This is a genomic window from Leclercia sp. UBA5076 (assembly GCF_002416465.1).
Lineage (GTDB): Bacteria > Pseudomonadota > Gammaproteobacteria > Enterobacterales > Enterobacteriaceae > Enterobacter.
In genome coordinates this window covers 357,745-383,447 of record NZ_DIAO01000003.1, presented here as the reverse complement: position 1 = coordinate 383,447, position 25,703 = coordinate 357,745, and the positions used below count along the sequence as shown (strand labels likewise).

20 protein-coding genes are annotated in these 25,703 nt (G+C 53.1%); 7 read left to right on the top strand and 13 right to left on the bottom strand.

Translation table 11 applies throughout. The features are described 5' to 3' along the window. Window positions 1–10: 10 nt before the first annotated feature. The 3 genes from B3X29_RS03455 to hsdR all read right to left on the bottom strand — a co-directional run bounded on the left by B3X29_RS03455 (window position 11) and on the right by hsdR (window position 5,786). Complete coding sequence (locus B3X29_RS03455) at window positions 11–1,801, bottom strand: restriction endonuclease subunit S (RefSeq protein WP_159340167.1); 1,791 nt, start codon at window positions 1,799–1,801, stop codon at window positions 11–13. Continuing rightward, window positions 1,801–3,273 carry an N-6 DNA methylase gene (locus B3X29_RS03450; protein ID WP_134349499.1) on the bottom strand — a complete coding sequence of 491 codons (1,473 nt, stop codon included), beginning with the start codon at window positions 3,271–3,273 and terminating at the stop codon, window positions 1,801–1,803. Before B3X29_RS03450 ends, B3X29_RS03455 begins: the two co-directional genes overlap by 1 nt. A 71-nt stretch (window positions 3,274–3,344) precedes the next feature. After that, a complete protein-coding gene (gene hsdR, locus B3X29_RS03445) occupies window positions 3,345–5,786 on the bottom strand; it encodes an EcoAI/FtnUII family type I restriction enzme subunit R (protein WP_159340160.1) in 2,442 nt (813 codons plus the stop codon). A 322-nt stretch (window positions 5,787–6,108) separates the two neighbouring features. Between hsdR and B3X29_RS03440 the strand changes: the two genes are divergently transcribed. Next, window positions 6,109–6,768 carry a hypothetical protein gene (locus tag B3X29_RS03440; protein WP_159340159.1) on the top strand — a complete coding sequence of 220 codons (660 nt, stop codon included), beginning with the start codon at window positions 6,109–6,111 and terminating at the stop codon, window positions 6,766–6,768. Between the two features lie 141 nt (window positions 6,769–6,909). On the opposite strand, the gene B3X29_RS03435 is transcribed toward B3X29_RS03440, so the two are convergent. Together B3X29_RS03435 and B3X29_RS03430 are read right to left on the bottom strand one after the other, a co-directional pair. Further along, window positions 6,910–7,488: a class I SAM-dependent methyltransferase gene (locus B3X29_RS03435; protein ID WP_159340158.1), complete on the bottom strand. Its 579-nt coding sequence runs from the start codon at window positions 7,486–7,488 to the stop codon at window positions 6,910–6,912. Further along, on the bottom strand, window positions 7,488–8,501 hold the full coding sequence (locus tag B3X29_RS03430) for an HNH endonuclease domain-containing protein (RefSeq protein WP_159340157.1): 1,014 nt from the start codon (window positions 8,499–8,501) through the stop codon (window positions 7,488–7,490). Before B3X29_RS03430 ends, B3X29_RS03435 begins: the two co-directional genes overlap by 1 nt. Before the next feature lie 229 nt (window positions 8,502–8,730). Between B3X29_RS03430 and B3X29_RS03425 the strand changes: the two genes are divergently transcribed. Both B3X29_RS03425 and B3X29_RS03420 read left to right on the top strand, forming a co-directional pair. Beyond that, window positions 8,731–9,759 (top strand): hypothetical protein, encoded by a 1,029-nt coding sequence (locus tag B3X29_RS03425; RefSeq protein ID WP_114316028.1) that lies wholly within the window; start codon window positions 8,731–8,733, stop codon window positions 9,757–9,759. Window positions 9,760–10,284: 525 nt separating this feature from the next. Beyond that, window positions 10,285–11,955, top strand: a complete 1,671-nt coding sequence (locus B3X29_RS03420; protein WP_159340156.1) for a DnaJ-like cysteine-rich domain-containing protein — start codon at window positions 10,285–10,287, stop codon at window positions 11,953–11,955. A 105-nt stretch (window positions 11,956–12,060) separates the two neighbouring features. Here B3X29_RS03420 and symE read toward each other — a convergent pair whose 3' ends face one another. Continuing rightward, window positions 12,061–12,393, bottom strand: coding sequence for an endoribonuclease SymE (symE, locus tag B3X29_RS03415; RefSeq protein ID WP_159340155.1), 333 nt, complete (start codon window positions 12,391–12,393; stop codon window positions 12,061–12,063). Between the two features lie 219 nt (window positions 12,394–12,612). On the opposite strand from symE, the gene B3X29_RS03410 reads away from it, so the two are divergent. Together B3X29_RS03410 and B3X29_RS03405 are read left to right on the top strand one after the other, a co-directional pair. Next, window positions 12,613–12,945, top strand: a complete 333-nt coding sequence (locus tag B3X29_RS03410) for a DUF1493 family protein (protein WP_159340154.1) — start codon at window positions 12,613–12,615, stop codon at window positions 12,943–12,945. 100 nt (window positions 12,946–13,045) lie between these two features. After that, window positions 13,046–13,384 (top strand): helix-turn-helix domain-containing protein, encoded by a 339-nt coding sequence (locus B3X29_RS03405; protein ID WP_159340153.1) that lies wholly within the window; start codon window positions 13,046–13,048, stop codon window positions 13,382–13,384. Between the two features lie 92 nt (window positions 13,385–13,476). Here the strand turns inward: B3X29_RS03405 and csiR are convergent, their stop codons facing one another. From csiR to glaH, 5 genes are read right to left on the bottom strand one after another with little or no spacing between them, the layout of a single operon-like run. After that, window positions 13,477–14,145 (bottom strand): DNA-binding transcriptional regulator CsiR, encoded by a 669-nt coding sequence (csiR, locus tag B3X29_RS03400; protein ID WP_159340152.1) that lies wholly within the window; start codon window positions 14,143–14,145, stop codon window positions 13,477–13,479. A gap of 45 nt (window positions 14,146–14,190) precedes the next feature. Beyond that, window positions 14,191–15,474 (bottom strand): 4-aminobutyrate--2-oxoglutarate transaminase, encoded by a 1,284-nt coding sequence (gene gabT / locus B3X29_RS03395; protein WP_159340151.1) that lies wholly within the window; start codon window positions 15,472–15,474, stop codon window positions 14,191–14,193. Window positions 15,475–15,491: 17 nt separating this feature from the next. Continuing rightward, a complete protein-coding gene (gabD, locus tag B3X29_RS03390; RefSeq protein WP_159340150.1) occupies window positions 15,492–16,940 on the bottom strand; it encodes an NADP-dependent succinate-semialdehyde dehydrogenase in 1,449 nt (482 codons plus the stop codon). Window positions 16,941–16,963: 23 nt separating this feature from the next. Beyond that, complete coding sequence (gene lhgO, locus B3X29_RS03385) at window positions 16,964–18,232, bottom strand: L-2-hydroxyglutarate oxidase (protein WP_159340149.1); 1,269 nt, start codon at window positions 18,230–18,232, stop codon at window positions 16,964–16,966. Window positions 18,233–18,243: 11 nt separating this feature from the next. Then, a complete protein-coding gene (gene glaH, locus B3X29_RS03380; RefSeq protein ID WP_103178071.1) occupies window positions 18,244–19,221 on the bottom strand; it encodes a glutarate dioxygenase GlaH in 978 nt (325 codons plus the stop codon). Window positions 19,222–19,568: 347 nt separating this feature from the next. On the opposite strand from glaH, the gene B3X29_RS03375 reads away from it, so the two are divergent. Both B3X29_RS03375 and patD read left to right on the top strand, forming a co-directional pair. After that, entirely contained in the window at window positions 19,569–21,050 is a 1,482-nt protein-coding gene (locus B3X29_RS03375; protein WP_159340148.1) for an APC family permease, read from the top strand. Between the two features lie 33 nt (window positions 21,051–21,083). Next, window positions 21,084–22,508, top strand: a complete 1,425-nt coding sequence (gene patD, locus B3X29_RS03370) for an aminobutyraldehyde dehydrogenase (protein WP_159340147.1) — start codon at window positions 21,084–21,086, stop codon at window positions 22,506–22,508. Window positions 22,509–22,604: 96 nt separating this feature from the next. Here the strand turns inward: patD and mcrC are convergent, their stop codons facing one another. After that, window positions 22,605–23,708 (bottom strand): 5-methylcytosine-specific restriction endonuclease system specificity protein McrC, encoded by a 1,104-nt coding sequence (gene mcrC, locus B3X29_RS03365; RefSeq protein ID WP_103178074.1) that lies wholly within the window; start codon window positions 23,706–23,708, stop codon window positions 22,605–22,607. Continuing rightward, the gene (locus B3X29_RS03360) at window positions 23,705–25,600 is read right to left on the bottom strand and encodes an AAA family ATPase (RefSeq protein ID WP_159340146.1); all 1,896 of its coding nucleotides are present in this window, start codon (window positions 25,598–25,600) and stop codon (window positions 23,705–23,707) included. The genes mcrC and B3X29_RS03360 overlap by 4 nt, the downstream gene beginning before the upstream one ends. Between the last annotated feature and the right edge of the window lie 103 nt (window positions 25,601–25,703).

The window sequence follows — 25,703 nt, the reverse complement described above, 5'->3', positions numbered from 1 at the left end:
CGTCTGTTCCTTAGTTTAATGCTGCGTGGATGAGGGCATCCGCCAGGTGGAGCTGGGTTTGTTGGGCGGATTGCAGGCGGGATTGAAGGGATTCGCAAAAACTCAAAAGAATATCAGTCTTTTCTACAATCTCCTTCTGCATTGATAAAGGTGGAAGGGCTAATTTTAAATTTGATAATTCAGAAGAATTAATATTCTTTACGCCCGTAGTTGTTCTGATCGGCTTCTCTATTTGATCGCGGATAAAGAAGGTCTTCATCATTAGTGATATATATTCAGCACATACCGAATCACTAAACATCCTTGCACGGATTAAATAACCAGCATAAGCATGATCAACTAAAGTTTGTCGTAATAAAGTACACTGACCAACGATGCTTAGACTTCCATTTGAACGAATGAAAATTAAATCGTCTTTTTTTAATGATAACTCTTTCACTTCATGCTTTGATAGCTTACCAAACTTCATATCTTCTAAAGATATTTCGCCTCCAACCACGTTGGGAATTCTCAGGACAGGATATCCATTAGTTGAATAATCACATTTCTGAGAAGTTCCATACTTTAACTCTGCTAAAATTTCACCAAATCGAATCCACACCCATCCCTGTGGCAACTCAAACGGTTTCTCAACATCACTAATCGGCGGCAAAGGTTTTTGCTTTTTAATTTTGCCTTCTTTAACCAGTTGCGCTTTTTCCTGCTCAATGCGTTTAAGCAGCTCAGAAGCCGGTTCGTCGTTAGGATCTTGCGGCACCAGTTTACCCATCACAGCCAGTTGCAGAATAGTCTGCTTAAGCGCACCGATACTCGCTTCGGTGGTAAATAACGTATCGAAATGCTGGCTGATTCGCGCCCAGTTTTCGGCAAGTTCTTTGGCATTTTGGCTATCGGTCAGCGTTACCAAAAGCGTCTCAACCAGCTGCTGATGGGCTTCCAGACTGGTCAGAGATTGTTGTTCCAGTTGGTCGCAGAGGGACATAAGCTCTGCTGCTTTGTCGTTTATCCTTTCCTGTTCATTTTGCGGAGGGAATGGAACTAAGAAAGAAGTAACAACGGAAGAATTTAATTCTGCCTGATTTGTTGTACCAGATAATAATGTTTTCGAGTGTTTTGGATCGAAACGCTGCTGTACCCCATAAGTGGATATATAGTTACTAATAAACTGTCCGTTATCTCTAACTGTTCGAATTAACGTAACATGGCTATCGATAACAAGTTTTCCTTTAACTATAGGGAGATAAATAACTCTACCAGCCGTACCACCAGCACCAGTTGAGTTCCAAAGGACATCCCCATCTTTCAAAAAGCGCTCTTCAGTGTATGAATGAATAGATTCATCCGTTATCCAACGAGATTGTTCTAATTTAAAACCACTCCATTGTACACATTTCTGAGATACAACTTTTACAGAACCGTGTTCAGCATACTTTGGACCTTTTCCTCGTTGTATGTACTTACTGATATCACTCAACCTTGCCCACTTCCACCCCACCGGCAACTCAAATGGCTTCTCATCTTCACTAATCTCAGGCAGCGGTTTCTGTTTTTTAATTTTACCCTGCTTCACCAGCTCGGCTTTCTCAGCAGCAATACGCTTTAACAGCTCAGACGCCGGTTCATCATTCGAGTCCTGCGGCACCAGTTTGCCGCGCACCGCCAGCTCTAGAATCAGCTCGCGCAGTTTCTTAATGCCATAGAGGTCGATTTTGCCGTTACTGCCACGCCCGGCCGTGGAGCGGGTTTGCAGCGCAGAGGACCAGATATCGATATGGTCGGTGATCAGCTTCTCTACGGTCATCAGTTCGCCCCCTTGTTGCCCGCCAGAGCTGCACCAAGAATATCGCGCAATTGGTTACGCAGCTCGCTGATGTCTGCCTGCTGTTTCTGGTACTTCGCCAGCAGTTCATCCGGATCGTGGCTGATGGTTTCACCCTGGTACGGGTTCTTGATATCAAGGTTGAAGTTACGGGCGATGATGTCACCGATGCCCACTTTCCACGCCTGGTTGTTTTCTTCGCGGCTGGCAAAATCGTCAGCTTCATTCCCCCACCAGTCGATTTCCGCCTGGAACTCTTCAAACTTCATCGGTTTGGTTTTGCTGTAGTTCTTCACGCCGTCCGGGTACGGATGCTCGTAGAACCACACATCTTTGGTTGGCTGGCCTTTGGTGAAGAACAGAATATTGGTTTTGATACCGGTGTACGGGTTAAACACGCCGTTCGGCAAGCGCACAATGGTATGCAGGTTGCACTCTTCGGTGAGCAGCTTTTTGATTTTGGTTTTTACACCTTCACCAAACAGCGTGCCGTCTGGCAATACCACCGCCGCGCGGCCTTTGTCTGCCAGCACTTCGATAATCAGTTGCAGGAACAGGTCGGCGGTTTCGCGGGTCTGCATCTCTGCCGGGAAGTTCTTCTCAATGCCGTCTTCTTCAGTGCCGCCAAACGGTGGGTTGGTGACAATCACATCAATCTGCTCATCCCAGGAAGAGAGAGGCTTGTTGAGCGTGTTGTCATGACGGATTTGCACCGGTACTTCAATGCCGTGCAGCAGCATATTTGTGGTGCACAGCAGGTGTGGAAGCTGTTTTTTCTCGACACCGTGAATTTGCTGTTGCAGGGTTTTATGGTCTTCGGTGGTTTTAACGTAGTTGTCTTTTACATGGTCGAACGCGCAGGCCAGGAAGCCGCCGGTTCCGCACGCCGGGTCCATAATCGACTCGCCGAGTTTCGGGTCTATACGGTTGACCATAAAGCGCGTCACGGCACGCGGGGTATAGAATTCGCCCGCATTCCCGGCGCTTTGCAGGTCACGCAGGATCTGCTCATAGATGTCACCAAACAGATGGCGTTCCTGGCTGCTGCTGAAGTCAATTTCATTGAGCTTGTTTATCACCTGACGCAACAGCGTACCGTTTTTCATGTAGTTGTAGGCATCGCTGAACGCCTGCTTGACCACAAAGCCACGCGGGTTCTTATCGATCGGTGCGGTGAGGTTTTTCAACGTAGGGAACAGATCGTCATTCACAAATTCCAGCAACGCATCACCGGTGATGCCCTCGCTGTTCGCCGCCCAGCTACGCCATAGGTAGCGCTGCGGAATAGGGAACTGGTAGTCATCCTGCTCCAGTTCCAGCTCTTCTTCCTGAGTATCAAAAATCTTCAAAAATAGCAGCCATGAAAGCTGCCCCAGACGCTGGGCATCGCCGTCCACACCGGCGTCTTTACGCATAATGTCCTGAAGAGATTTAATGACTGAACTAATCGACATGTTTTCTTTCCATACTTAAAAAGGATGCCACCGGTCGCAGTTGCGGCCAGTGGCAATAAATTTACGTGTTATTAGGCTGAGCGCGGCGGAAGCTGGTAGATTTCGTTTTCCAGTTCGTTAACGGCTTGCTCATACGCCTTTTTGTCGCCAAAGCGGGTTTTGATGATTTCTATCGGACGCCCCAGCGTATCGAATGGCTTCAGTTTGAGTACCTGAACGTCCTCAATTTCCTGAACGCCTTCATCGGCGTACTTATCCAACAACGTGTTAAGTACCTGCTGTGCTGGCTCGGCGTATTTGGTGAAGTAATTGCGCTTACGCACATTGGCCACGCGTTCCTGACGGGTTAACGGCGGCTGACCGTACACCACATGGCAGAGCAAATCAAACGGGTCGAGATCTTTACCCACCTCTTCGGCCAGCACGTCCCACAGAATCCCCAGTTGCTCCAGTTCTTCGATGATTGCCTGCTTGCGAGGTGCCTCCTGCCATTTGCGCACGAAGCTATCCAGCGAGGCGTACTCGTTGTCTTTCAGCATCGTTTTGCGAGTGTAATCCTTGAAGGATTCAGTGACCAACTTGCCGTCAGAATCGTAATATTGAACGCGCTTCGCCAGTACTTTCACCGCTACGCCATTCACATAGAATTTGCGGACTTTGTCTGCATCATCGCTATGAAACTCACCATTTCCGGAATGGTTGTCGCGGCTAACGTGATACTCAGCGGCGTCTTCTCGCACTTCACTGGCAGGATTATCCCCATCATCGTTAGTGTTTTCTTCGTCCAGCCGCTCATTGAAGTCGGAACTTTCATCGGAGATATCGTCAGGTTTTACCACCAGCACTTTTTCTGGCAGGCCATCAAAGCGTGGGTCGGCAAACAGCTCGGTCGCCTTTTTGAAGTCGAGAATAGTGAACCACAGCTTGGCGTGTTTTTCGTTGATGCGTGTGCCGCGCCCGATGATCTGTTTAAACTTGGTCATCGACTGAATGTTTTGATCCAGTACCACCAGCTTACAGGTCTGCGCATCAACGCCGGTAGTCATCAACTCTGACGTTGTCGCAATAACAGGGTAAGCTTTCTTAGGATTAATAAAGTTATCGAGTTGCGCCTTGCCGATGTCATCGTCGCCGGTGATCTTCATCACGTACTTTTCGTTCTTCAACACCTGCTCGGGGTTGAGCATCACCAGCGCGTGGCGCATGCGGTCGGCATGATTGATGTCGTTGCAGAAAACAATGGTTTTATCCATAGGATTGGTGCGTTTCAGGTAATCGGTGATGGTCTGCGCTACCAGCATGGTGCGTTCATCAATGACCAGTTTGCGATCAAAATCTTTCAGGTTATAGATTCGGTCTTCAATCTCTTCGCCGTACTTATCCAGCTGGCCTTTGACGGGTCGCCATCCCTGGACATCAACATCGATGTCAACGCGCACGACTTTATAGGGGGCGAGAAATCCGTCTTCTATACCCTCTTTCAGCGAATAGGTGTAAATCGGCTCACCGAAGTAATCGATATTGGAGACGTCTTCCGTTTCTTTTGGCGTTGCCGTCAGACCGACCTGAGTGGCACTGCCGAAATACTCCAGTATTTCTCGCCAGGCGGAATCTTCGGAGGCGCTGCCACGGTGGCATTCGTCAATGACAATCAGGTCGAAGAAATCAGGCGCCACCTGTTTATAGGCTTTCTGATGTTCTTCTGGTCCGGTAATGGCCTGGTACAGCGCCAGATGCACCTCATAGGCGGGATCGATAGTGCGTCCGGAGACTTTGGTCATTGCCGCGCCGAAAGGCTGGAAATCATTGTTTTTAGTTTGATCGACAAGAATATTGCGGTCCGCGAGGAAGAGGATGCGTTTTTTGTTTTTGGCCTTCCACAGCCGCCAGATAATCTGGAATGCGGTATACGTTTTACCCGTACCGGTTGCCATGACAAGCAGAATGCGATTCTTTCCAGCTGATACAGCATCTACCGTTCGGTTGATCGCCTGCATCTGATAATAACGGGGTGATTTTCCGCTGCCGTCGTCGAAATAGTCCTGGCTGATAACCGGCAACTGCTCCTGAGTGAACCCTTTCCAGACACAGTATTTTTGCCAGAGCTGCTCAGGCGTTGGGAAGTCACTGAGGGCAATTTCGGATTCGAGCTGCTGCGTATTGGTTTTATCGTGGAAGATGAACCCGTCACCGTTGGAGGCAAATACAAAGGGAACATCGAGCAGGCTTGCGTAGTCCATTCCCTGCTGCATCCCTTTACTGATGGCGTGCTTGTTAGCCTTGGCTTCGATAACTGCCAACGGCAAGTTCGGCTTGTGGTACAGCACGATATCGGCAGATTTAACTTTGATACGTGAGGCCAGTTTGCCACGCACTACAATTTTGCCATCACGCAGTTTTACTTCCTGCCGGATTTGTGTCAGGTCGTTCCAGCCAGCATCCTTAACGGCAGGAAGAATAAATTTGGTGATAATGTCCGTTTCAGTCAGATGTGCTTTGTTAACGCCAGCCATAGCAGAGCTCTCAACAACATAGGATTAGCTCTGATTTTACACAGATTAGTGAGTCAGGTAATGACCTGGAACGATGTTTTGGGCTGATATCGACAAAATCATTATGCTTTCCACGACCATACCTGAAATCTCACCAATGACACAAGCAAGTAAGCTAAAAGCAATTGCCTTTACATAGCAGAAAGGACTGGCATAGTTCGAATGTACAAATCATTCTGCGGAATAATGATATTAGCGCTGTCAAAAATTAATGAATTGGCTGTGGTGATCAAGAAATATTATCAAATTTCGTGGTAATGTTTATTTTTTTATGGAGGATGTCATGGATAAGGTTTTCGATATTTTAAATGGATGGTTGGTGACAGCAGTGTCTAGTGGCGTCATTCAGGTTACACAGGTTTTGCTTTTTATCGCTATTATCAGTGTGTTAGCCCTTTTGTTCTGGAAAATACGTAGCATAACTGCACTTTTTAATGCCGTTAGAAACTCAAAAATTAATGAGTATCAACGTTTGCTGAATCAATATGAATTGCATGATAAGGATCGTGAATGTTTAAATAACGAAATTAAAAGGATAATACGGTACCGCACCTCTGGGATCTCAGATGTTGCAAGGCAGAAAATAGTATGGATGCTTCTGGATAAAAATAAAGATATAATACCAATAAATTTCTTTAAAAAGTTCAGGTCGTTTTTAGAGATAGAAAATAATGTATTAGTATTCAAGAAAGGGGTTTCATATTGGATTGAAAATGGAATTTATTTCTTTTATTCATTGCAATTTCTGTTTCTTTCAATTTTATGCATTGTGTTGGCTGTATATAGAAGTGAGCAAATTCCTGTGTGGGGACAGCTGATATTATACTCAGGAGCAGGTGTGACGTTAACGTTCTTTATTGCATATGCGAAAATGATACCTCGTGCTAAAGAATGTACCTTGCTAAATGAAATTTTAAACACTCAGCATGACATAACTGAGTAAGTTTTTTCCAAGGGAGTCAGCAGTAATGTTATGAACACTACTTGTCATGACTCCCGCGATAAAAATTATTTATTAAATAAAATAGATATTCAGATTTTACTAAATTTATTATTACTAAATAAAAGACTATTTTATAGATCTTCATCTCTTCCCTAAAATTCCATTAACCCAAACCTCAGTCCTGTGAGGACGCTTATCCTTTGTCGTCCATAGCTCAAAAATCTCGATTTTCTTTATTTCCCGTATCAGTGCCTGCAACCCCACCTCATCCATATCCGTAAACCTCCTCCCATCCACCTCCCGCTCCCCATCCCCATACTTAAACGACACATACCAAACCCCGCCCGGCTTAAGCGCATCCGCAAGCTTCCGCATCACGTCCGGCAACTCCACAGCCGGAACATGCAAAAGCGAAGCACAGCACCAAATCCCGTCAAACTCTTCCTTCCAGTCCACTTCTGCAAAGGTCATCAACTGAACCGGCAACCCGGTATACTCCCGCGCCAGCTCAACCATCGCCGAAGACGCATCAAACGCCTCCACCTGATACCCCATCTCCAGAAACGCCTTTGCATCGCGCCCGGAGCCGCACCCCGCATCCAGCACCCGAGCCCCAGGCGCAAGATGTTTGGTAAAGGTCTCGTAGAGTGAGGACATATCGACATTCACCGTTCCGTCGAAGAAGGTCTGTGCATTGTCCTGATAGTATTTAAGCGTCATTAGAATGTGGCCTCGCCTTCGGCTTTCGGTTCCCAGGTATGGAATAGCCTCACTTTGGCAGCGTTCCAGTTATTTTCAAGAAAGTTTTTCCGCGCGGCGGGTTGCTTTCCGGTCTGCTGGACAATGGTTTCATGCAGCGGAAGTTTGCTCTGGATAAAATACTCGTTGCGGGCATTCAGCCGTTCCAGGAGTCTGCTTCCCGGCAGGCGAGCAGATTTGCCCTCAACGCCGCGATTGCAGCATTTGCAGGCTAGGACCAGATTCCACACCCCATTGATATTGGCTACCGTATCGCGTGCCGCCCAGGGAATAAAGTGGTCAACGTCGGCCAGGTCAGGATCGCCCGGTGTCAGGCTGATGGGTTTGAAGCAGTAGAAGCAGCGTCCTTTCTGATAGCCGTTAAGGCTATCGCGACAGCTGGTGATATTTACCCGACGCGCGTTCACATGGCTAAACAGCAACTGATTATCTTCGTCGAACTCTACGCCAATAATGTTGCGGGAAACCCCCATCGCCCAGGCCTGTTCGACCAGATTCCAGCGCGCAGTGGTTTCAAAAGCCAGGTTCTGGTACTGCTGGCGTTCGCCCAGATGAAAGAAATTATCCGTCAGGCGGATGCCGTTATGGGTCTTACGCTCATCAATGAAAAAGCGTTTTTCGATCTCGCCGCCATTCACATTGTGAAAGGCATCAATCACGTTGGCAAAACCACGCCGTACCGTAGTTTCAATCAGTTGGTTATGAGAAACCTCGGCGTTATTAAACTGCGCGCAGGTATCCAGAAACTGGCTGCGGCTCGAGGTGATCTGCTTTGGAGCGTGTTTCAGATGTTCGCAAAGATGGCGGCTGAACGGCACGGCGAGTTCGTCAAGGGTGATGATGTCGCTGCCCGTTTTATCAATCTCATACAGAGCATGGGCAAGCGCGAACTTGTACGATGCGACGTTCTTTCCAAAAAGAATCACCCCGCGCCAGTAGTTCTCCAGCGTAGGGTCAGCCTGGTAAAATTCCATCAATGAAATCCTGTTACGGTGGGTGAGGTAGCTAACTACCGAAACCTGTAACAGGATCACACAATAAATGAATGGTGATGTAAACGGTGAATCTATGTATTTGGTGAATTTGTGACGTTTTACAGTTGAAGGGCGAACTCCAACACCTTTAATCAGGTGACCAAATTTACTCTGCTATTCCCATCACCTATATTTTAATGCTCTGCAAGCCGCTCTCAGGCAAGGAAAAATGACGCAATACTGGTGGAAAGATTTATTGGATCGGAACAATCGCTGGCAGGGGCTGGAGCTGACGGTTCGGGCTGAGCAGCATCCCGGTCATGCCATGGAGATGCTCAGCGGCCACCATGGGCGCATGGCATTGCAGTTTCAGGGCGAGACGCTGTTCTGGGCCACAGTGTTGAAAGATCTTTCCGGCGTCTGGCTGGTCTTTAACGCCGACCATCCCGGTCAGCAGGCGCTATTACCGTCAGTGACCTCGGCAGATGTGGAGTCGGTTAAAGCGCAGGGCGCGCAGGCATGGACAGGCGAATGGTGTCGCTACTTTGCCCGGCGGTTGATGGATTCGCCAGCGCCATTGCTGACTGCCGGCCGGTGGCTGTTAAGGCCTATGGCACCGGTAAGTCGCTCCGTGCAACCCTCTGTACCCATCGCAGACTGGCGTTTTGATTCCCCTGCCAGCGCCGGAAACATGGGCTGCAACTGGGTGCTCTATGGCGAGGACTTCCCTGATTTAGCGGATCCGCAAAAAGTCAGGCACGTAGACTGGTGGTGGGGCGGCAATTTGCTGTTGGGACGTTACCCGATAAACACCGATGCGGGGCGGCTGAAATGGTGGCGTAAAAAATGCCGTGAAGGCGCATTACCGCCAGTGTTGGTCCGGCACATTGCCGGGCTGGCGTCTTTTGTAATCCTTGATGGTCATTATCGTCTGCAGGCGGCCATTGCAGAAGGGATCCCACCGCAGTTTTTGGTGCTCAGTGAACTGCATGAGAGAGAGTTTCCCTCCGATCCGCAGCATCAGGAACGTATTGTCCGTGCGCTGGAGCTACAGCAACGTAAAAACCCCGCATGCAGCGTTGAGGGTATAAATCAGACGCTGATTAATCTCTATGATACCCGCTATCTCTATGCTGCTACCCATAGTCGCGCCCTGCTTGGCGACGGAGAAAACTGGGCGCGGGAAGTTGAGGCTTATTTGCATAAACATCAGCTTGGGGAATATCTGGGAAGGATCCTTGAGCGGGTGGAGGTTTAGAATCGCAGGGAAGGTGCAATCCTGGGCATTGAGCCTCAAAGTTAAATTCCAGAAGAAAAAGCCATCTTCAAATCGGAGACAAAGATTTCCCATCTTGTCGCATACCAGACGGGGAGAATCATGGTGAACCTGAAAGGGTGTTCGTTGGCGATCATGAAGTGAAGAATACAGGCTTTCACCAGCGGATTAACCTAGGGTTCAGTGTCGTTTACGAAATCACATCCCCTTTGCAGGCGGCTGCTCTGAGGCTAAGAGCGCTGGCTCCGGCTTCAGTCCATCAGCAACCTTTAATAAATTGAGGTTATGCGTTTTTTAGGACTTTCAGGCGTGGGATGACATTTAATAAAAATGAATTAAATATTGGCTGTACGCGAGGCGTTAATTCAGTCCGATTTCCACTCACTTTGTTTTATATATGCAAGATGCGTCATGCTTAATGCCCCCAACTCCGTTTATTAGTAGTTGCCTAACCCGGGCGAAGCCATATCATTCTGCCGATAACAACTCTCAATTCAGGTAATAAAGATGAAAGACGCGTGGCTGGATACGTGCTCTACCACCATTCAAAACTTCGTGGAGCGTTCTACGAGGCTACAGCCAGATAATCTTGACCTGGAACTGGTCGAAAAAATTGATTTCGACTACCAGATTAACTTAAGTCTCCATTTTCGCATTGAGAAGACAGATCACACGCAGGTAGGAAGAGTCAGCGCCGGGAGCGGCACCCGCGTTTTTACCAGTAATTTCCAGTACGCCGAGGCGCTTCAGGCTGAAACCAGCGCGGTCTTGTCCCGTGCAGAAACACTGCGTGAAGCTCAGGCGCTGGTGCTTTCCCAGCCGTACGGGGCACTTGAAAAAGAGCAAGAGATCTATTCCCACCCAACGCGCCTCTGTTTAACTGAGAACTGCACTAACTGTCATGGTCGCGGACAGGTCAATTGCTCCTGGTGCTATGGCACTGGACGCGTGAGCTGCACCACCTGTGGTGGAAGCGGGCAGGTACTGGAACAGCGTAGCCATTTCGATCACTACACCAATCAGTATCGCACGGAGAGCCACTACCGGATGTGTTACACCTGCACAGGCGGTAAGGTGAACTGCGGCCACTGTAGCGGATCGGGAAACCAGCGCTGTTCACCCTGTGAGGGAACAGGCGAAACAACCCGCATTACCCGGCTTTCCAGCGTTGCCGTGCCCCAATACCAACTGATCTACCATCGTGAGGATGTGCCGAGGTTCATCAAAGATGGTCTCTACAAAGCGGGCATCCCGGAACTGGCGGATTATGGCGCCGTTGAGCTGGCAGATTCCAGTATTGATGAGGGGTTGCGTAACGTTAATTTTCTCTACAACGCCAGCGTACCCTTTGCCCGATTTACGAGTCAGCTGCGCCAGGCCCAGCTTGCTGCGCAGCCTGTTAACTGGATCGTTTACGGTCGTCGTCCGCAGATACTGGATGCGGGACATGTCGTTGAGTTGATGCTGAAAAACGATCTTAACGAGCTTGTCTATCGAACCACCAGAGTGAAATTGCTGAATCCGCTTGTTGCGGCGTGCAGCCGTAAAACGGTGGCCACCTTTATGGAATCGGAAGCCCATCAGGAGATGCTGGATGCGAACCGCAAGGGTAAATCCGGGGATATGCTCCGCGAAGCGATGAATCGTGGGGTTACGACGACCTATATTGATGAAGCCCTGACCAGCCTGCAAGCCATTACGCAGGCTGTGCAAAACTGGTCGGTGGTGAAGTGGGCAATCTTCAGCGCTGTCATTATCTATCTGTTTATGCCGCTTTATACCGCTTATGGCGATATCTGGTTCAGCGACATTGCGACAGGACGGGTCTATCTTACGCCGTTCCTGCGCTGGGATAATCAGCATAATTTACTCGCATCCCTGGAGGTACTGGCGCGTTACTGCGGCCTGTTTATTGCCATCGCTGCCATTGTTATCTCTTTCCTGGGGTATTTATGGCGCAGGGGCTGGGTCCGCTGGCGAATGGGCCAGCATCTGGCTAAGTGGGCGGTTAATCAGAAGATTTTACGTAGCGGTTGGTTTGTGAGTCTTCTTCTCACCAGCCTGCTTACTGTTTGCCTGCTGCTGTTTTTCCCGATCTGGGTGACAAATGAGGGAGAACTCTTTGGGCAGTACTCCTTAATTGAATTACTTCGCTGGGTTGCTCAGTTCTTAAGATAATACATCCAGGGCTCCCGGTATGTTTTCAGGGAGCCTTTCGTTTTATCTGTTTTCGTAACCAATAAAAAAGGCGCCCACCGGCGCCTTTCTCATTCAATCGCTGTCTTAAGCCTTTCGAAGCTTCCCGGATATCACCCCAACAAAGTCCATCACCTGCTGTTGCTCATGATCCGACAGTTGACTCACCTCACGCATCAGCGTCTCTATCTCCGGCTCTCCCTGCCGGGACGTCAGGATCATGCAGCCCTTCATTACCTTTACATCTACCTTCGTTCCGGTGCTGAACCCGGCTTCATTGAGCCACAGGCCTTTCATGATAAACGCCGGGATGCGGGTATAATCTCCATACCGCGTCGCATAACTTACGGTAAATACCCGGTCGTCAGCGGCAAAGACTTCTGGTTGCAGTGATTCTGCAATACAATCGATATCAGTCATGGTTACTATTCTCTTTCAATAGTGATTGTGATGAGCGATACGGGCATGTTGGCGCATGCCCGTATTGCGTTAAATAACACCTGTAAATCTAACCAGTGAATAAAAATAAGTCCAGATTAATATAAAACGTAATAAGCGTTATTCGGCTGCTTTCGAATATCCATTAAATATATAAATTCGCTGTGATTTATAATTTTACGCATAAGGAAATGATAAGTTATGACCGGGAATATCGAACAACGTATCTATGCGCTTGCCAGACATTATAACGGCGTGTACCTCATCAATAACGAGAAAAACCAGGAATTACTCAATGCCAGTACAGACCTCGATACGGATATGTTGCTGGATGTCGACGAAGCAGAAGAACTCATGGAGGAATTTTTTAGAGAATTTAACGTTGATAGAGGAAGCTTTAATATAAAGATTTATTATCCCGACGAGTTTTTTTCCTGGAATCCATTTAAGAAAACTGCCCCTGTTCCTGTTCCCGATTTTACGATTAGCATGTTGATCGAATCAGCCAGGGCTGGGAAATGGTTGTTCGACTAATCACAACCCATAGGTATCGCTAAAGCAAAGAAGTTTTATTGTTCCATAAACGGATTATAATTGCCTTATATGACCTGTTAATGGAACAAAGAGGCCTGTGATGGCAAAACCCTCTACCCGAACTTATTCCCGCCATAGCCGCGACGCTGCACGACTGCTGGGGTTAATGCTTCGTACTGCGCGTATTGAACGTCAACTTACCGTTGAAGAGCTGGCTGAGCGTGCGGGTGTCTCACGCGGGCTTGTTTATCGTGCTGAAGAGGGAGACATGGGGTGTGCAATTGGCGCGGTATTTGAACTGGCTACCATTTTAGGCGTTCCACTTTTTACCCCTGACCCGGCATCAATGGCATTACATACCGCAAACGCGGAGAAAACCTTATTGCTGATGCCGCGTTTAGTGCATCGTTCCAGAAAGGTGATAAATGATGACTTCTAAACAAACATGATCAGGCAAACGTGTGGATCTGGTTGCCTGGTGATTGGTGGGCAAAAAGGGAAAATCTGGATTTAGAGTCGACAGCAAAATCTTCAGCCCATCGCCCCCCTAATTATCGGAATCGGCGTCAACAAGTGCTGATACATCAGTTCCCCCGCCTTATCCGCATCGCGCGCCAGCACCGCGTCCATCAGCTTCTGATGCTCCACATTCTTCTCCTCCAGCATCGCAACAGACAAAACAGTCTTGCGCAGCCACACATACCGGTACCGCGCCGCCAAATCAAACAGCCGCTCCCGCATCTGCATCAAATAGCGCGACCCACACCCCGCCACAATCGCGGTATGAAACGCCTGATGGCGCTGGTCCCACTCGTCCAGCATCGTCTCGCTGGCATCGCGGGATTCCAGCTTGTTCAACAGGTGTGCCCGGGCGAGCAGCTCCGCTTCCCACTCTTCGCCGCCGCGTTCGATGGCAAGGCGGACCAGCATCGCCTCCATGTTGGCGCGTGCATCAAAGATATCGAGCAGCTCCTGTTCGGACATGGGTGCCACCCGGTAGCCTTTCTGGTTGATGACCGTCACCAGCCCTTCGGCAACCAGCTGCGACAGCGCTTCGCGCAGCGGGCCGACGCCCAGCTCATACCGGGAGGTCAGCAGGCTCATGCGCAGCTTCTCATCCGGGTGATAGACGCCGCGGATAATGTCGTTCTTCAGCCAGCGGTAGCCGTCGATGGCCGTCGCCTGGGAAATGATGGTCATGGTCCTGCTCCTTGAAGACTGCCCGGCCTGCACCGGGCATAAAGATTAACCCTGCTTCGCCTCGTCAAAACACTCGGCGATAATCGCCAGCCCCTGCTGAAGCTGCGCCTCTTCCACGGTCAGCGGCACCAGGATGCGCAGCACGTTATGGTACGGGCCGCAGGAGAGCAGGATCAACCCCTTGTCCCGCGCCCGGGCCACAATCTGCGCCGTCAGCGCAGCGTCCGGTTTATGGTGGTCGCCCTCTTCAAATAGCTCGATGGCGATCATCGCCCCCAGGCCGCGAACGTCGCCGATCTCCCGGTGTTTTTCAGCGATAGCCAGCAGGCCTTCACGCAGGGTGTTGCCCAGCTTATTGGCTTTGCCCAGCAGATCTTCCTGCTCGAACACCTTCATCACCGCCAGCGCGGCGGCGCAGGCGATGGGGCTTCCGGCGTAGGTGCCGCCCAGCCCGCCCGGGGCGATGGCGTCCATCACCTCGGCGCGGCCGGTAACGCCCGCCAGCGGGAAGCCGCCGGCAATCGATTTGGCGAAGGTGGTGATATCCGCCGCCACGCCCATCTGCTCCATGGCGAAGAAGGTGCCGGTGCGGCCTGCGCCGCTCTGCACTTCATCGGCAATCAGCATGATGCCGTGCTCGTCGCACAGGTCGCGCAGGCGCTGCATAAAGGCCGGGGAGGTGGCATAGAAGCCGCCTTCACCCTGGACGGGTTCGATCACGATGGCGGCGATATCTTCCGGGGCAGCATCGTTCTTGAAGATGCGATGGATGCTGGCGATGGCGTCGTCATCGCTGATGCCGTGCAGGGCGCACGGATAAAGCGCGCGATAGACGTGGCCCGGCATCAGCCCCATTCCCGCCGAGTAAGGGTTCACTTTCCCGGTCAGCGACAGGGTGTAGTGGGTGCGGCCATGGTAGGCCCCGGTAAAGGCGATGGTGCCGTTGCGCTTCGTGGCGGCGCGGGCGATTTTCACCGCGTTCTCCACCGCTTCGGAGCCGGTGGTCACCAGCAGGGTCTTTTTCGGGAAATCCCCCGGCACTTTCTGGTTCAGGGTTTCGCAAAGCTCCAGATAAGGTTCATAAGCCAGCACCTGGAAGCAGGTGTGCGACAGCTTTTTCAGCTGTTCTTCCACGGCGCTCACCACCTCCGGGTGCAGATGCCCGGTGTTCAGCACCGCAATCCCCCCGGCGAAATCAAGATATTCCCGGCCTTCGACGTCCCATACCCGGCAGTTCTCGGCGCGGGCGGCAAAGATCGGGTGGATCTGGCCCACGCCGCGGGGGATGGCATTGCTACGACGCTGCATTAACGCTTTATTGCTGCTCATTGAAATCTCCTGAAAGATTAAAGGCCGATGCACATATATTTGATTTCTAAGTAATCTTCGATGCCGTATTTGGAACCTTCCCGACCCAGGCCAGAGGCTTTAATGCCGCCGAACGGGGCCACTTCGTTAGAGATAATGCCGGTGTTGATCCCGACGATGCCATACTCCAGCGCCTCGCCGACGCGGAACACGCGGCTTAAATCGCGGGCATAGAAGTAGGCGGCGAGGCCGAACTCGGTGTCGTTAGCCATATGGATCACGTCCGCCTCATCCTTAAAGCGGAACAGCGGGGCCAGCGGGCCGAAGGTCTCCTCTCTGGCGACTTTCGCATCACCGGACACATCTACAAGAATAGTCGGCTGGAAGAAGTTGCCGCCGAGTTTATGCTGCGATCCGCCGGTGATAATCCGCGCGCCTTTCTCCACCGCGTCGGCAATGTGTTCTTCGACTTTCTCCACCGCCTTGCCGTCAATCAGCGGCCCGATGGTGACGCCCTGGGTCAGGCCGTCGCCAATCTGCATTTTTTCCACCGCCTGCTGGAGTTTTTCGGCAAAGCGATCGTACACGCCCTCCTGCACGTACAGGCGGTTGGCGCAGACGCAGGTCTGCCCGGCGTTGCGGAACTTGGAGGCCAGCGCCCCTTCCACGGCCTTATCCAGGTCGGCATCGTCAAAGACAATAAAGGGGGCGTTGCCGCCCAGCTCCAGCGAGACCTTTTTGATGTCCTTCGCGCACTGGGCCATCAGCTGGCGGCCAATCTCGGTCGAGCCGGTAAAGGAGAGCTTGCGCACCAGCGGGTTGCCGGTCAGCTCGTTGCCGATGTCGGATGCCGAACCGGTGACGACGTTAAACACACCCGCCGGAATGCCCGCGCGGCTCGCCAGTTCGGCCAGCGCCAGGGCGGAGTAGGGGGTCTGGCTGGCGGGTTTGAGGACCATGGTGCAGCCTGCCGCCAGCGCCGGGCCCGCCTTGCGGGTGATCATCGCCGCCGGGAAGTTCCACGGGGTGATGGCCGCCGTCACGCCAATCGGCTGCTTAATCACAATCAACCGCTTGTCCGCCTGATGGCCCGGAATGGTGTCGCCGTACACGCGTTTCCCCTCTTCGGCGAACCACTCTATAAAGGAGGCGGCATAGCTAATCTCGCCTTTGGCTTCCGCCAGCGGTTTGCCCTGCTCGAGGGTCATCAGTTGGGCCAGATCGTCCTGGTTCGCCATCATCAAATCGAACCAGCGGCGCAGAATGTTGGCGCGCGCTTTGGCGGTGAGCGCGCGCCAGGCGGGCAGGGCGCGGTTCGCCGCCTCAATCGCCTCGCGGGTCTCACCGGCACCCATTTTCGGCACGCTGCCCAGGGTCTGGCCGTTCGCCGGGTTGGTCACGGCAATCGTCTCGCCGCTGTGGGCGTCGCACCACTCTCCTTCTATATATGCCTGCTGGCGGAATAAGCTGGGATCGTTGAGTTGCATGATGGCTTCCTGTCTCAGAATGATTAACGGGTATACGCGGCGTGTAGTGGCTCTGCGCGACTGGCCGCCCGCAGCGCACGGCCGGGGTTGTGCTGGCTGGCGAGCAGGGTCTGCACCTTGCTGACAATATGCGCCCCGATGGGGATCGCCGAGGTCGCCGCCGGTGAGGGCGCATTACAGGTATGGATGGTGCGCGGCGTGGTGACAAATAAAAAGTCGTCGATCAGCTTCCCTTCTGGCGAAACTGCCTGCGCCCTCACACCCGCAGGCCAGGGATGCAGATCCTTCAGGGTCAGGCTCGGGCAGTATTTTTGCACCTGGCGCAGGTAGCCGCTTCTGCACAGGGAGTTTTTCATCTCGCTTAAACCCGAGAGAAGGTTGTTTTGCAGCACCCGGCGGATGCCCGTTGAACCCAGAATTTCCAGCATATCGGTGAAGGAGAGATCGCTCTTGCGATAGCCCTCGCGCTTAAAGGCGAGCACTGCGTTGGGCCCCACCGTGACGCTGCCGTCGATCATCCGGGTGAGGTGCACGCCCAGGAACGGCATGGCCGGATCCGGGATCGGGTAGATAAGGTGGTTCACGATCTGATTGTGCTCCGGCGCCAGGCGGAAATATTCTCCGCGGAACGGACAGATAATAAAGCCGGGATCGATGCCGAGCATTTTCACCAGCCGATCGGCCATCAGCCCGGCGCAGGCAATCAGGGTAAGGGCTTCAAACTCGCGCCCGTCGCGGGTATGAATGACAACGCCGCTGGCGTGCTCCTTCAGGGCGCTGACCTCGGCGTTGAAGATCACCTCCCCGCCTTGTTGCTGGAAGCGTTTTGCCATCGCCGCTGCCACCTCGCGATAGCTGACGATCCCGCTGGAGGGGACAAAAATCCCGCCCAGCCCGGTGATATTGGGTTCGCGCTCGCGCAGTTCGGCACCGCTCAGCCACTCGCGCTCGATCCCGTTGGCGGCGGTGCGATCCCACAGGGCCTGCATCCGTTCCATCTCCAGCGGGGAGGTGGCGACCAGCATCTTGCCGCAGGTGTCATAGCGAATAGCGTTCTCATCGCAGAAGGCTTTGGTGGCCCGGTTCCCCGCCAGGCAGAACTGCGCCTTCAGGCTGCCGGGGGTGTAATAGACCCCGGCGTGGATCACCCCGCTGTTGCGCCCGGTCTGGTGGCAGGCGGGGCCCGCCTCCTTCTCCAGCAGGGCGATGCGGGCGTCCGGGTAGAGCGCAATCAGCTGCATGGCGGTCGACATGCCGATAATGCCGCCGCCGGTAATGACAAAATCATACATCCGCGCCATCCCTACTGATGAGTCTGATAGTGAGTGGTGGCATAGCTGATATACCCGCGCTGACGCATCAGCTCCCGACGCAGATCTGGGTGCGGGGTAAAGCGATCCCGGCCATGTAGCCAGAACATATTGTTAATCAGCAGGAACTTACCCACCGGGACCGGAATGGAGATGATGTGCCTGCTGCTCTCCAGCGCGTCTGAAAGTTCACTCAGCCAGACACCCTCTTCAAAGTCCTTCGGCTGTACGAACTGGTCGATATAGCGCATCACCGGACGGCCCTGCTGGTCAACATCGAACACCGGGTGGAAGACATCCTGAGAGACGTTTTTGCTCGGCGGCGCCGTCCAGCGCAGCGGGCGACGGGCCAGCGGATGGCTGAAGAATTTATCCAGCGCTTCCCAGTCGTCGAGGTGCAGCAGCAGGGAGTTGCCGCCCTGCATGTTCTGCTCGTCGATCTTCATCATCAGCACGTAGTCGGTCACTTCATCCACGAAGGTGCCGTCGTTGTGCAACTCCAGCACGCGGTGGGGCTGGCGCAGGTAGCTGTCTGAGTTATCGACGTTTTTCACCGTAAAGCGGGCGTAGTACTGGCCGCTCATGGCGTCGTAATTGGAGCGGCCGATCAGGTGCGCCACGGCGGTGGCGATCTTCACCATCTCGTCAGCCTGGGCGACGTTATCCACCCCGTCGGCGGAGATCAGCAGGGCACCCTGGTCACGGCTGAGAAGGGTGTTCAGCAGCAGAGGCTGAAGCTGGTTGCCGCACAGGTCGTCGAGGATCTTCGCCACCCGAAAGCGCAGGAAGGATTTGTACTCCAGCGCCTGGATGGGCCACTGCTCCACCTCCCGCAGGAACTGCTGCGTGACCTCCGCGGAGAACGTCAGCTCCAGCAGGCGCGGAGACTGCGCGGAGGGCGCAATGCTAAAACCGGTGATGGTCCGGGCTAACGCCTCGTCGGGCTGTTGTACGGCGGTCAGTGCATTCATCAGAATCAATCCTCTCAGAAAGTATTCAGGGAACGGGGTGTTTCGTAGCCATAAATTAAAAATATCTACGTTTTGGCAAAATGGATTTATTCAGGGGGGATTGTTTGAATTCTGTGATGCAGGCAGGAAAAACAGGCGAAATAGTCGGCAAAAAGCGCGATCAGGTCGCGATCTCACCGCGCAGGCGTGATGCGCCTCACGGAAAATGCGGGTTAACCATAACAAAAACGTGACATATACATACAAATCTTAACAAATCGCGAGAGTGGTGCTGTACGGCTTTCAGGCGCTCTTCTATACCTTGATTCGTGTTACCTGCGGCCTAATCACTACACAGAGAAAAACGTATGGAACAGACTTCTGGCAAGAAAAGTGAAGCAATTCATAGCGATAATACACAGCAATTTCACCGCTCCATCGGCCTTATCTCTAACTTTTCGCTCGGATTCACCTACCTCTCGCCGCTGACGGCGGTCTACTCCCTCTTTGCCCTGGCGGTGACGCTGGCGGGGCCACCGGCTATCTGGTGGATCCCAATTGTCGCCTGCGGACAGCTGCTGGTGGCGCTGGTATTTGGCGAGGTGGCGTCGCAGTATCCCATTACTGGCGGGCTGTACCCGTGGGCCAGACGCCTGTGGGGCAAAAAATATGCGTGGATCGCCGCCTGGATCTACCTCTGGGCACTGGTGGTGACCATCACCTCGGTAGCGGAATATACCGCCACCTTCGTCGGGTCACTGTTCGGTTTTGAAACCTCGGCAGGCAACATGCTGATCACCTCGGTGGTGCTCCTCCTGATGATGATGGCGGTGAACATGTCGGGCACCAGAAACCTCGCCCGGGTGGCCCGAATTGGCTTCTGGTGCGAGATCGTCAGCGTGATTGCGCTCGGGATCTACCTGCTGATTTTCCATCGCGCGCAGCCCTTCTCGGTGGTCTTCGACTCGATGGGCGTGATCGCCAAAGATGGCAGCTACCAGCCGGCGTTTATGGCGGCGGCGCTGATCGGCCTGTTTATGTTCTTCGGCTTTGAAGCCTGCGGCAACGTGGCGGAAGAGGTGAAAAACCCGAGCAAGAAGATCCCGGTGGCGATGATCCTGAGCATCGTCTTTGGTGCCATCTCGGCGCTGATCTCGATCCTCGGCTACCTGCTCGCCTCCCCGAATCTGATGAACATCGTCAACGGCCAGATTGCCGATCCCATCCCGGCGATCCTCAACGAAGCCCTGGGGGAAACCGGCGCCACGGTATTTATCATTATCGCGGTGATCGCCATGCTGTCGTGCATCCTGTCGCTACAGGCCGCCCTGAGCCGCCTGATCTTCTCCTTCTCCCGCGACCAGATGCTACCGGGTAGCGCCTGGATGGCAAAGCTGTCGAAAAACAGCGTCCCGGACAACGCGATGATCGTCAGCTGCCTGCTGCCGGTGCTCATCTGCGTGTGGGTTTACTTCCAGCCGGATAACCTGGCGCGCATCACCGCCTTTGCGGTTATCGGTATCTACATTTCGTTCCAGATGGTGGTGCTGGCGGCGCTGCGCCAGCGGCTGAAAGGCTGGAAACCCGCCGGGGAGTGGAGCGTCGGCGGCTGGGGGATGCTGGTCAATATCCTGGCGCTGGCCTACGGCCTGTGCGGCATCTGGCTGCTGGCGCAACCCGCCGAGAGCGTAAGTTTTATCGACCGCTGGACGGTGCTGGTGGGGCTGTCGGTGGTGGTGATCTCCGGCCTGATTTACATGGCGCTGGCCCGACCGTTTGGCCGCTCAAACGCGCCGGAAAACGACGCGATCGAGCATGCAAAACGTCTTAACGCGGGACAATCTCTGTAATTCACTCAGACCATAAAAACAATGGAGTCGGCTATGCAACACAACTTACTGATTAATGGCGAACTGGTTGCGGGTTCAGGTGAGATGCAACCCGTGTACAACCCGGCCACCGGCGAGGTCCTGCTGGAGATAGCCGAAGCCAGCCCGGAGCAGGTGGATGCCGCAGTGCAGGCGGCCGATCGTGCCTTCCGTACCTGGGGCCAGACCACGCCGAAAGCGCGCGCTGAATGTTTGCTGAAGCTGGCGGATATGATTGAGCAGAACGCCGATACCTTTGCCCGTCTGGAGTCGCAGAACTGCGGCAAGCCGCTGCACTGCGTGCTGAATGACGAAATCCCGGCCATTGTCGACGTGTTCCGCTTTTTTGCGGGTGCCACCCGCTGCCTGAACGGCTTGGCCGCCGGGGAGTATATGGAGGGGCACACCTCGATGATCCGTCGCGATGCGGTGGGCGTTGTCGCCTCCATCGCCCCGTGGAACTATCCTCTGATGATGGCGGCCTGGAAGTTGGGCCCGGCGCTGGCGGCGGGCAACTGCGTGGTGCTTAAACCCTCTGAGATCACCCCGCTCACCGCCCTGAAGCTGGCCGAGCTGGCGAAAGATATCTTCCCGGCCGGGGTGATTAACGTCCTGTTTGGCCGGGGGAAAACCGTGGGCGACCCGCTGACCGGCCACGACAAGGTGCGCATGGTCTCCCTGACCGGCTCCATCGCCACCGGGGAGCACATTATTTCCCATACCGCGCCGTCGATTAAGCGCACCCATATGGAGCTCGGCGGCAAAGCGCCGGTGATCGTCTTTAACGACGCCGATATCGATGCGGTGGTGGAGGGGGTACGCACCTTCGGCTTCTACAACGCCGGGCAGGACTGCACCGCCGCCTGCCGTATCTATGCGCAAAAAGAGATCTATAACACGCTGGTGGAAAAACTGGGCGTCGCCGTCGCCAGCCTGAAAATGGGCGCCCCGGATGATGAGACCACCGAGCTGGGCCCGGTCAGTTCCGCCGCCCATCTGGCCCGCGTCAGCGAGGCGGTAGAGCGCGCCAAAGCCCTGCCGCACATTCACGTGGTCACCGGCGGCAATGTGGCAGGCGGCAGCGGGTATTACTACCAGCCCACCCTGCTGGCCGGGGCGAAACAGGAGGATGAGATCGTCCAGCGCGAGGTCTTCGGCCCGGTGGTGAGCGTGAGCATGTTTGACGACGAAGAGCAGGTGCTGGAGTGGGCCAATGACTCCCGGTACGGGCTGGCCTCATCGGTCTGGACCCAGGACGTGGGTCGCGCGCACCGCATGAGCGCCCGCCTGCAATACGGCTGCACCTGGGTGAACACCCACTTTATGCTGGTCAGCGAGATGCCGCACGGCGGGCAGAAGCTCTCCGGCTACGGCAAGGATATGTCGATGTACGGGCTGGAGGATTACACCGTGGTGCGGCACGTAATGGTGAAGCACTAACCGGCATTGCCCGGCGGCGCTGCGCTTGTACGGGCCTGGGGTGTTGTAGGCCGGGTAAGCGCAGCGCCACCCGGCGTAAATGTGCCCACGCTTGCTTTATGGCTGCGCGCAGTCGTAAGCCAAATCCAGGAGCTGATTTTTTATCGATCGTGCATCCGCCGCCATATCGACTGTCGCAAAATGGATCTTATGCCCTTGGGTGACAATGTATTCATTCATCATGTACCCAACAGCAGGGTGCAACAGCATGCCTGCGGCGTGAAGGGATAACGGATCGGCATCGCTCTCCTGCGTGCGCAGATAGGTATACAGCTGATAAATATAGCCGCTGCGCAGAGTCGTATCACGATGCCAGCCCTTAGTGACGATCGCATTAAATTTAGTATCAATAATGATGCGCTTCGCATTCACCCGATGTTCAAGAATGATATCTGACTGCATCGTCGGGAAGATATCAGCACTGCCTGGGCTTTGATCGCTCAATGCCCATTTCAGCTCTTTCCCGGCAGATACCTGCCAGATCCCTTTTTTGAGGTGGACGCGATAAAAACCGGCAATGCCTTTCTCAAACAGCTTTCGCATCCAGGAGAGATTATCTGAAGGGGCGGGTAACAGATGATGACCTTTATCCTGAGTGGGTAACAGCAACTGAAAGGCCAGTTGCGCAGCATCCACCATCGGTTTATCGGCCGCATCATGGCGGCCAAAGCGTGTCACCGAGGGCAGTTCGCGGTTGTCAGGGAACTCGCCGTTAATGCCCTCACGACGCAGCGCCATTGCCGCATAGCGGCACTCTGCGGCCAGTGCAGGTTTAGTGATGAGCGAGGTGAGGCGTTCTAACGCACAGCGAACGTAGCGATTTCGCGGCGTATCGAGAGTCATCTCCTGGAACTGGCAGGCAACCCGGCCCCGATCCAGCAGCTGATGGCTGGCGGTATGCAGAATATCAATTCTTCCCCGTACCCGGTTCAGACTGGCATGCCGGGTTTGATAGCCCATGCTTAAATTGCGACGGCGGCGCAGCGCAATCTCATGGAGCAGGATCTTCGCCACCAGATCGGGGATCTCATCCGGATTATCTTCCACGGCAACGTAGCTCCGCCCCAGCTCGCGAAACAGATCGGAAGCGTACAGCATCAATAACCAGAGATTGCGCACGGGAATGCGCGACGTCTTAAGTTGCTCTTCGCCGGAAGTCATTGTGCTAATAACACTTTTCTTGCGTCGTTGACTTTGTTCGGGGCATCGAACCAGTATTCGGCGAGCAGCGGACAAATTTCCGTTTCGACAACCTGTTCATACCAGGCAATAGCCTCGCCAATCTGCTGGCCGGCTGCTGGGGTGACATAGCTGTGCCCGACGCAGAACTGCGGCCCCAGGGCGAGGTCATTTGCCAGCATCTCATTCAGTGCCGTCAGACGCGATTCGATTAAATTCAGAACATCCGGATCGACCGCAAATTTTTGGTTCACCCAGTTTTTCCACGCCTCATTAAATACCGGCTTCAGGTCGATAAACGCGAAACGGCGGCGCAGGGCTAAGTCGAGGAGCGCCAGGGAACGGTCGGCAATATTCATGGTGCCGATGATGTATAAGTTCTCGGGGATATAGATTTTTTCATCCGGAGCCGTGCGATAGGAGAGTTCCAGCGCCTCAGTCGGGGTGCGTTTATCAGCTTCCATCAGCGTAAGCGTTTCACCAAAAATTTGCGCCGGATTGCCACGGTTGATCTCTTCAATAATCACCACATATTTCGCGGCGGGGTTATTAAGCGCTTTGTTGATGGCATTTACGAATGGCCCGTCGATAAGCTCTAAACGTCCCTCTTTGCCGGGGCGCCAGCCACGAATAAAGTCTTCATAAGAGAGGTTCGGGTGGAACTGTACCGCGCTGATCCGCTCAGGGGCTTTTTCACCCGTCAGGCAGTAAGCCAGACGGCGCGCCAGCCAGGTTTTGCCGGTGCCGGGGGGGCCCTGAAGGATCAGGTTCTTTTTGTCTTTTAGCCGCTGAAGGATGAAGTGAATCTTCTCTTCATCCAGGAAGCAGCCTTCTTCAATCAGATGGCTAAGAGTGTAAGAGGCGTTATTTTTGCCGGGCACGGCAGCATTATTGAAGTGAATATATTGATATTTTCCATTACCATGGAACGTTAGCTCTCCATCCTTACGTAATTTCTGCAGGTAATGAGAAATGGTATGTTCAATCGTATTATTATCAGGATGCTCGGCCTGAATTTCTTCCCGGTAGGTTTCAATAAACTCAGTGCGTGTTAAGTGAGGACTGTTTTTCGCCAGACATAATTTTTTTACTTTGTCCAAAAGGGATACTTTCCACCCCTTTTGTTCCTTATCATCGGCCCTGTTCCATGCCATCAGAGAAAGTTCAGGAAAAGAATGAACAGGGCAGTCTGGTTGACTGAATAGATTATTAATATCGGATCTGATATTCAGGTAGTTTCGCCCACTGCTGCGACCTTTTTTTCCATCCCGTAGAATCGTAATATTGAGCACATTCTGAATATAAGATTTCGACTGGCTATCCAGGGTGGGGTAAAACCACGGGCAACACCAGTACAGCCCGATGGTCAGATTCCAGCCTACATTACGCACACCAGATGCGTTATCGTAGCTATAAATGAAATTTGCCGAATTTGTTGGGTTATCCGCATAATTCAGGGCCTGAGCGAACATCTCCCACAGCTTATCGATGTCAGCGGTATGACGTTTTCCTTCACTACTAAAAAACCATGATTTCTGGTTGTTAAGAACTGGAACTCCGGCAAACGAATCGGGCACGGTTTCGCTAACGCCTATTAATTTCGCCAGATGACCGGCGATATTGCTCCGATTGGCGTCCGTGAGAGTGCGATTGAATAAACCTATTGTCGTAAATGGACAAATATCTTTTAACGGGTAAGGCTCGCCCTGGGCTGGTTTGTCTTGCAGATGAGACATCCCGGCGACCTCGGTGGTGATCTGATGAATGCCTGCGACCAGTTCATCTCGCCTGCTTCGCCATGTTAGTAGCTGTTTGGCAAAAGCCTGATAAAAATTCGCCCACGCAAATCTGCCATCTTTTTCAGCCGCGTCCATATGTTCTCCAGTCAAGATTTTCAGTTAGTTATCCTTCTTTTGCTGGCATTTTACGGGAACATCAAGTGCAATGCCTAACTACCTAAAACAAGGATCACCGAAA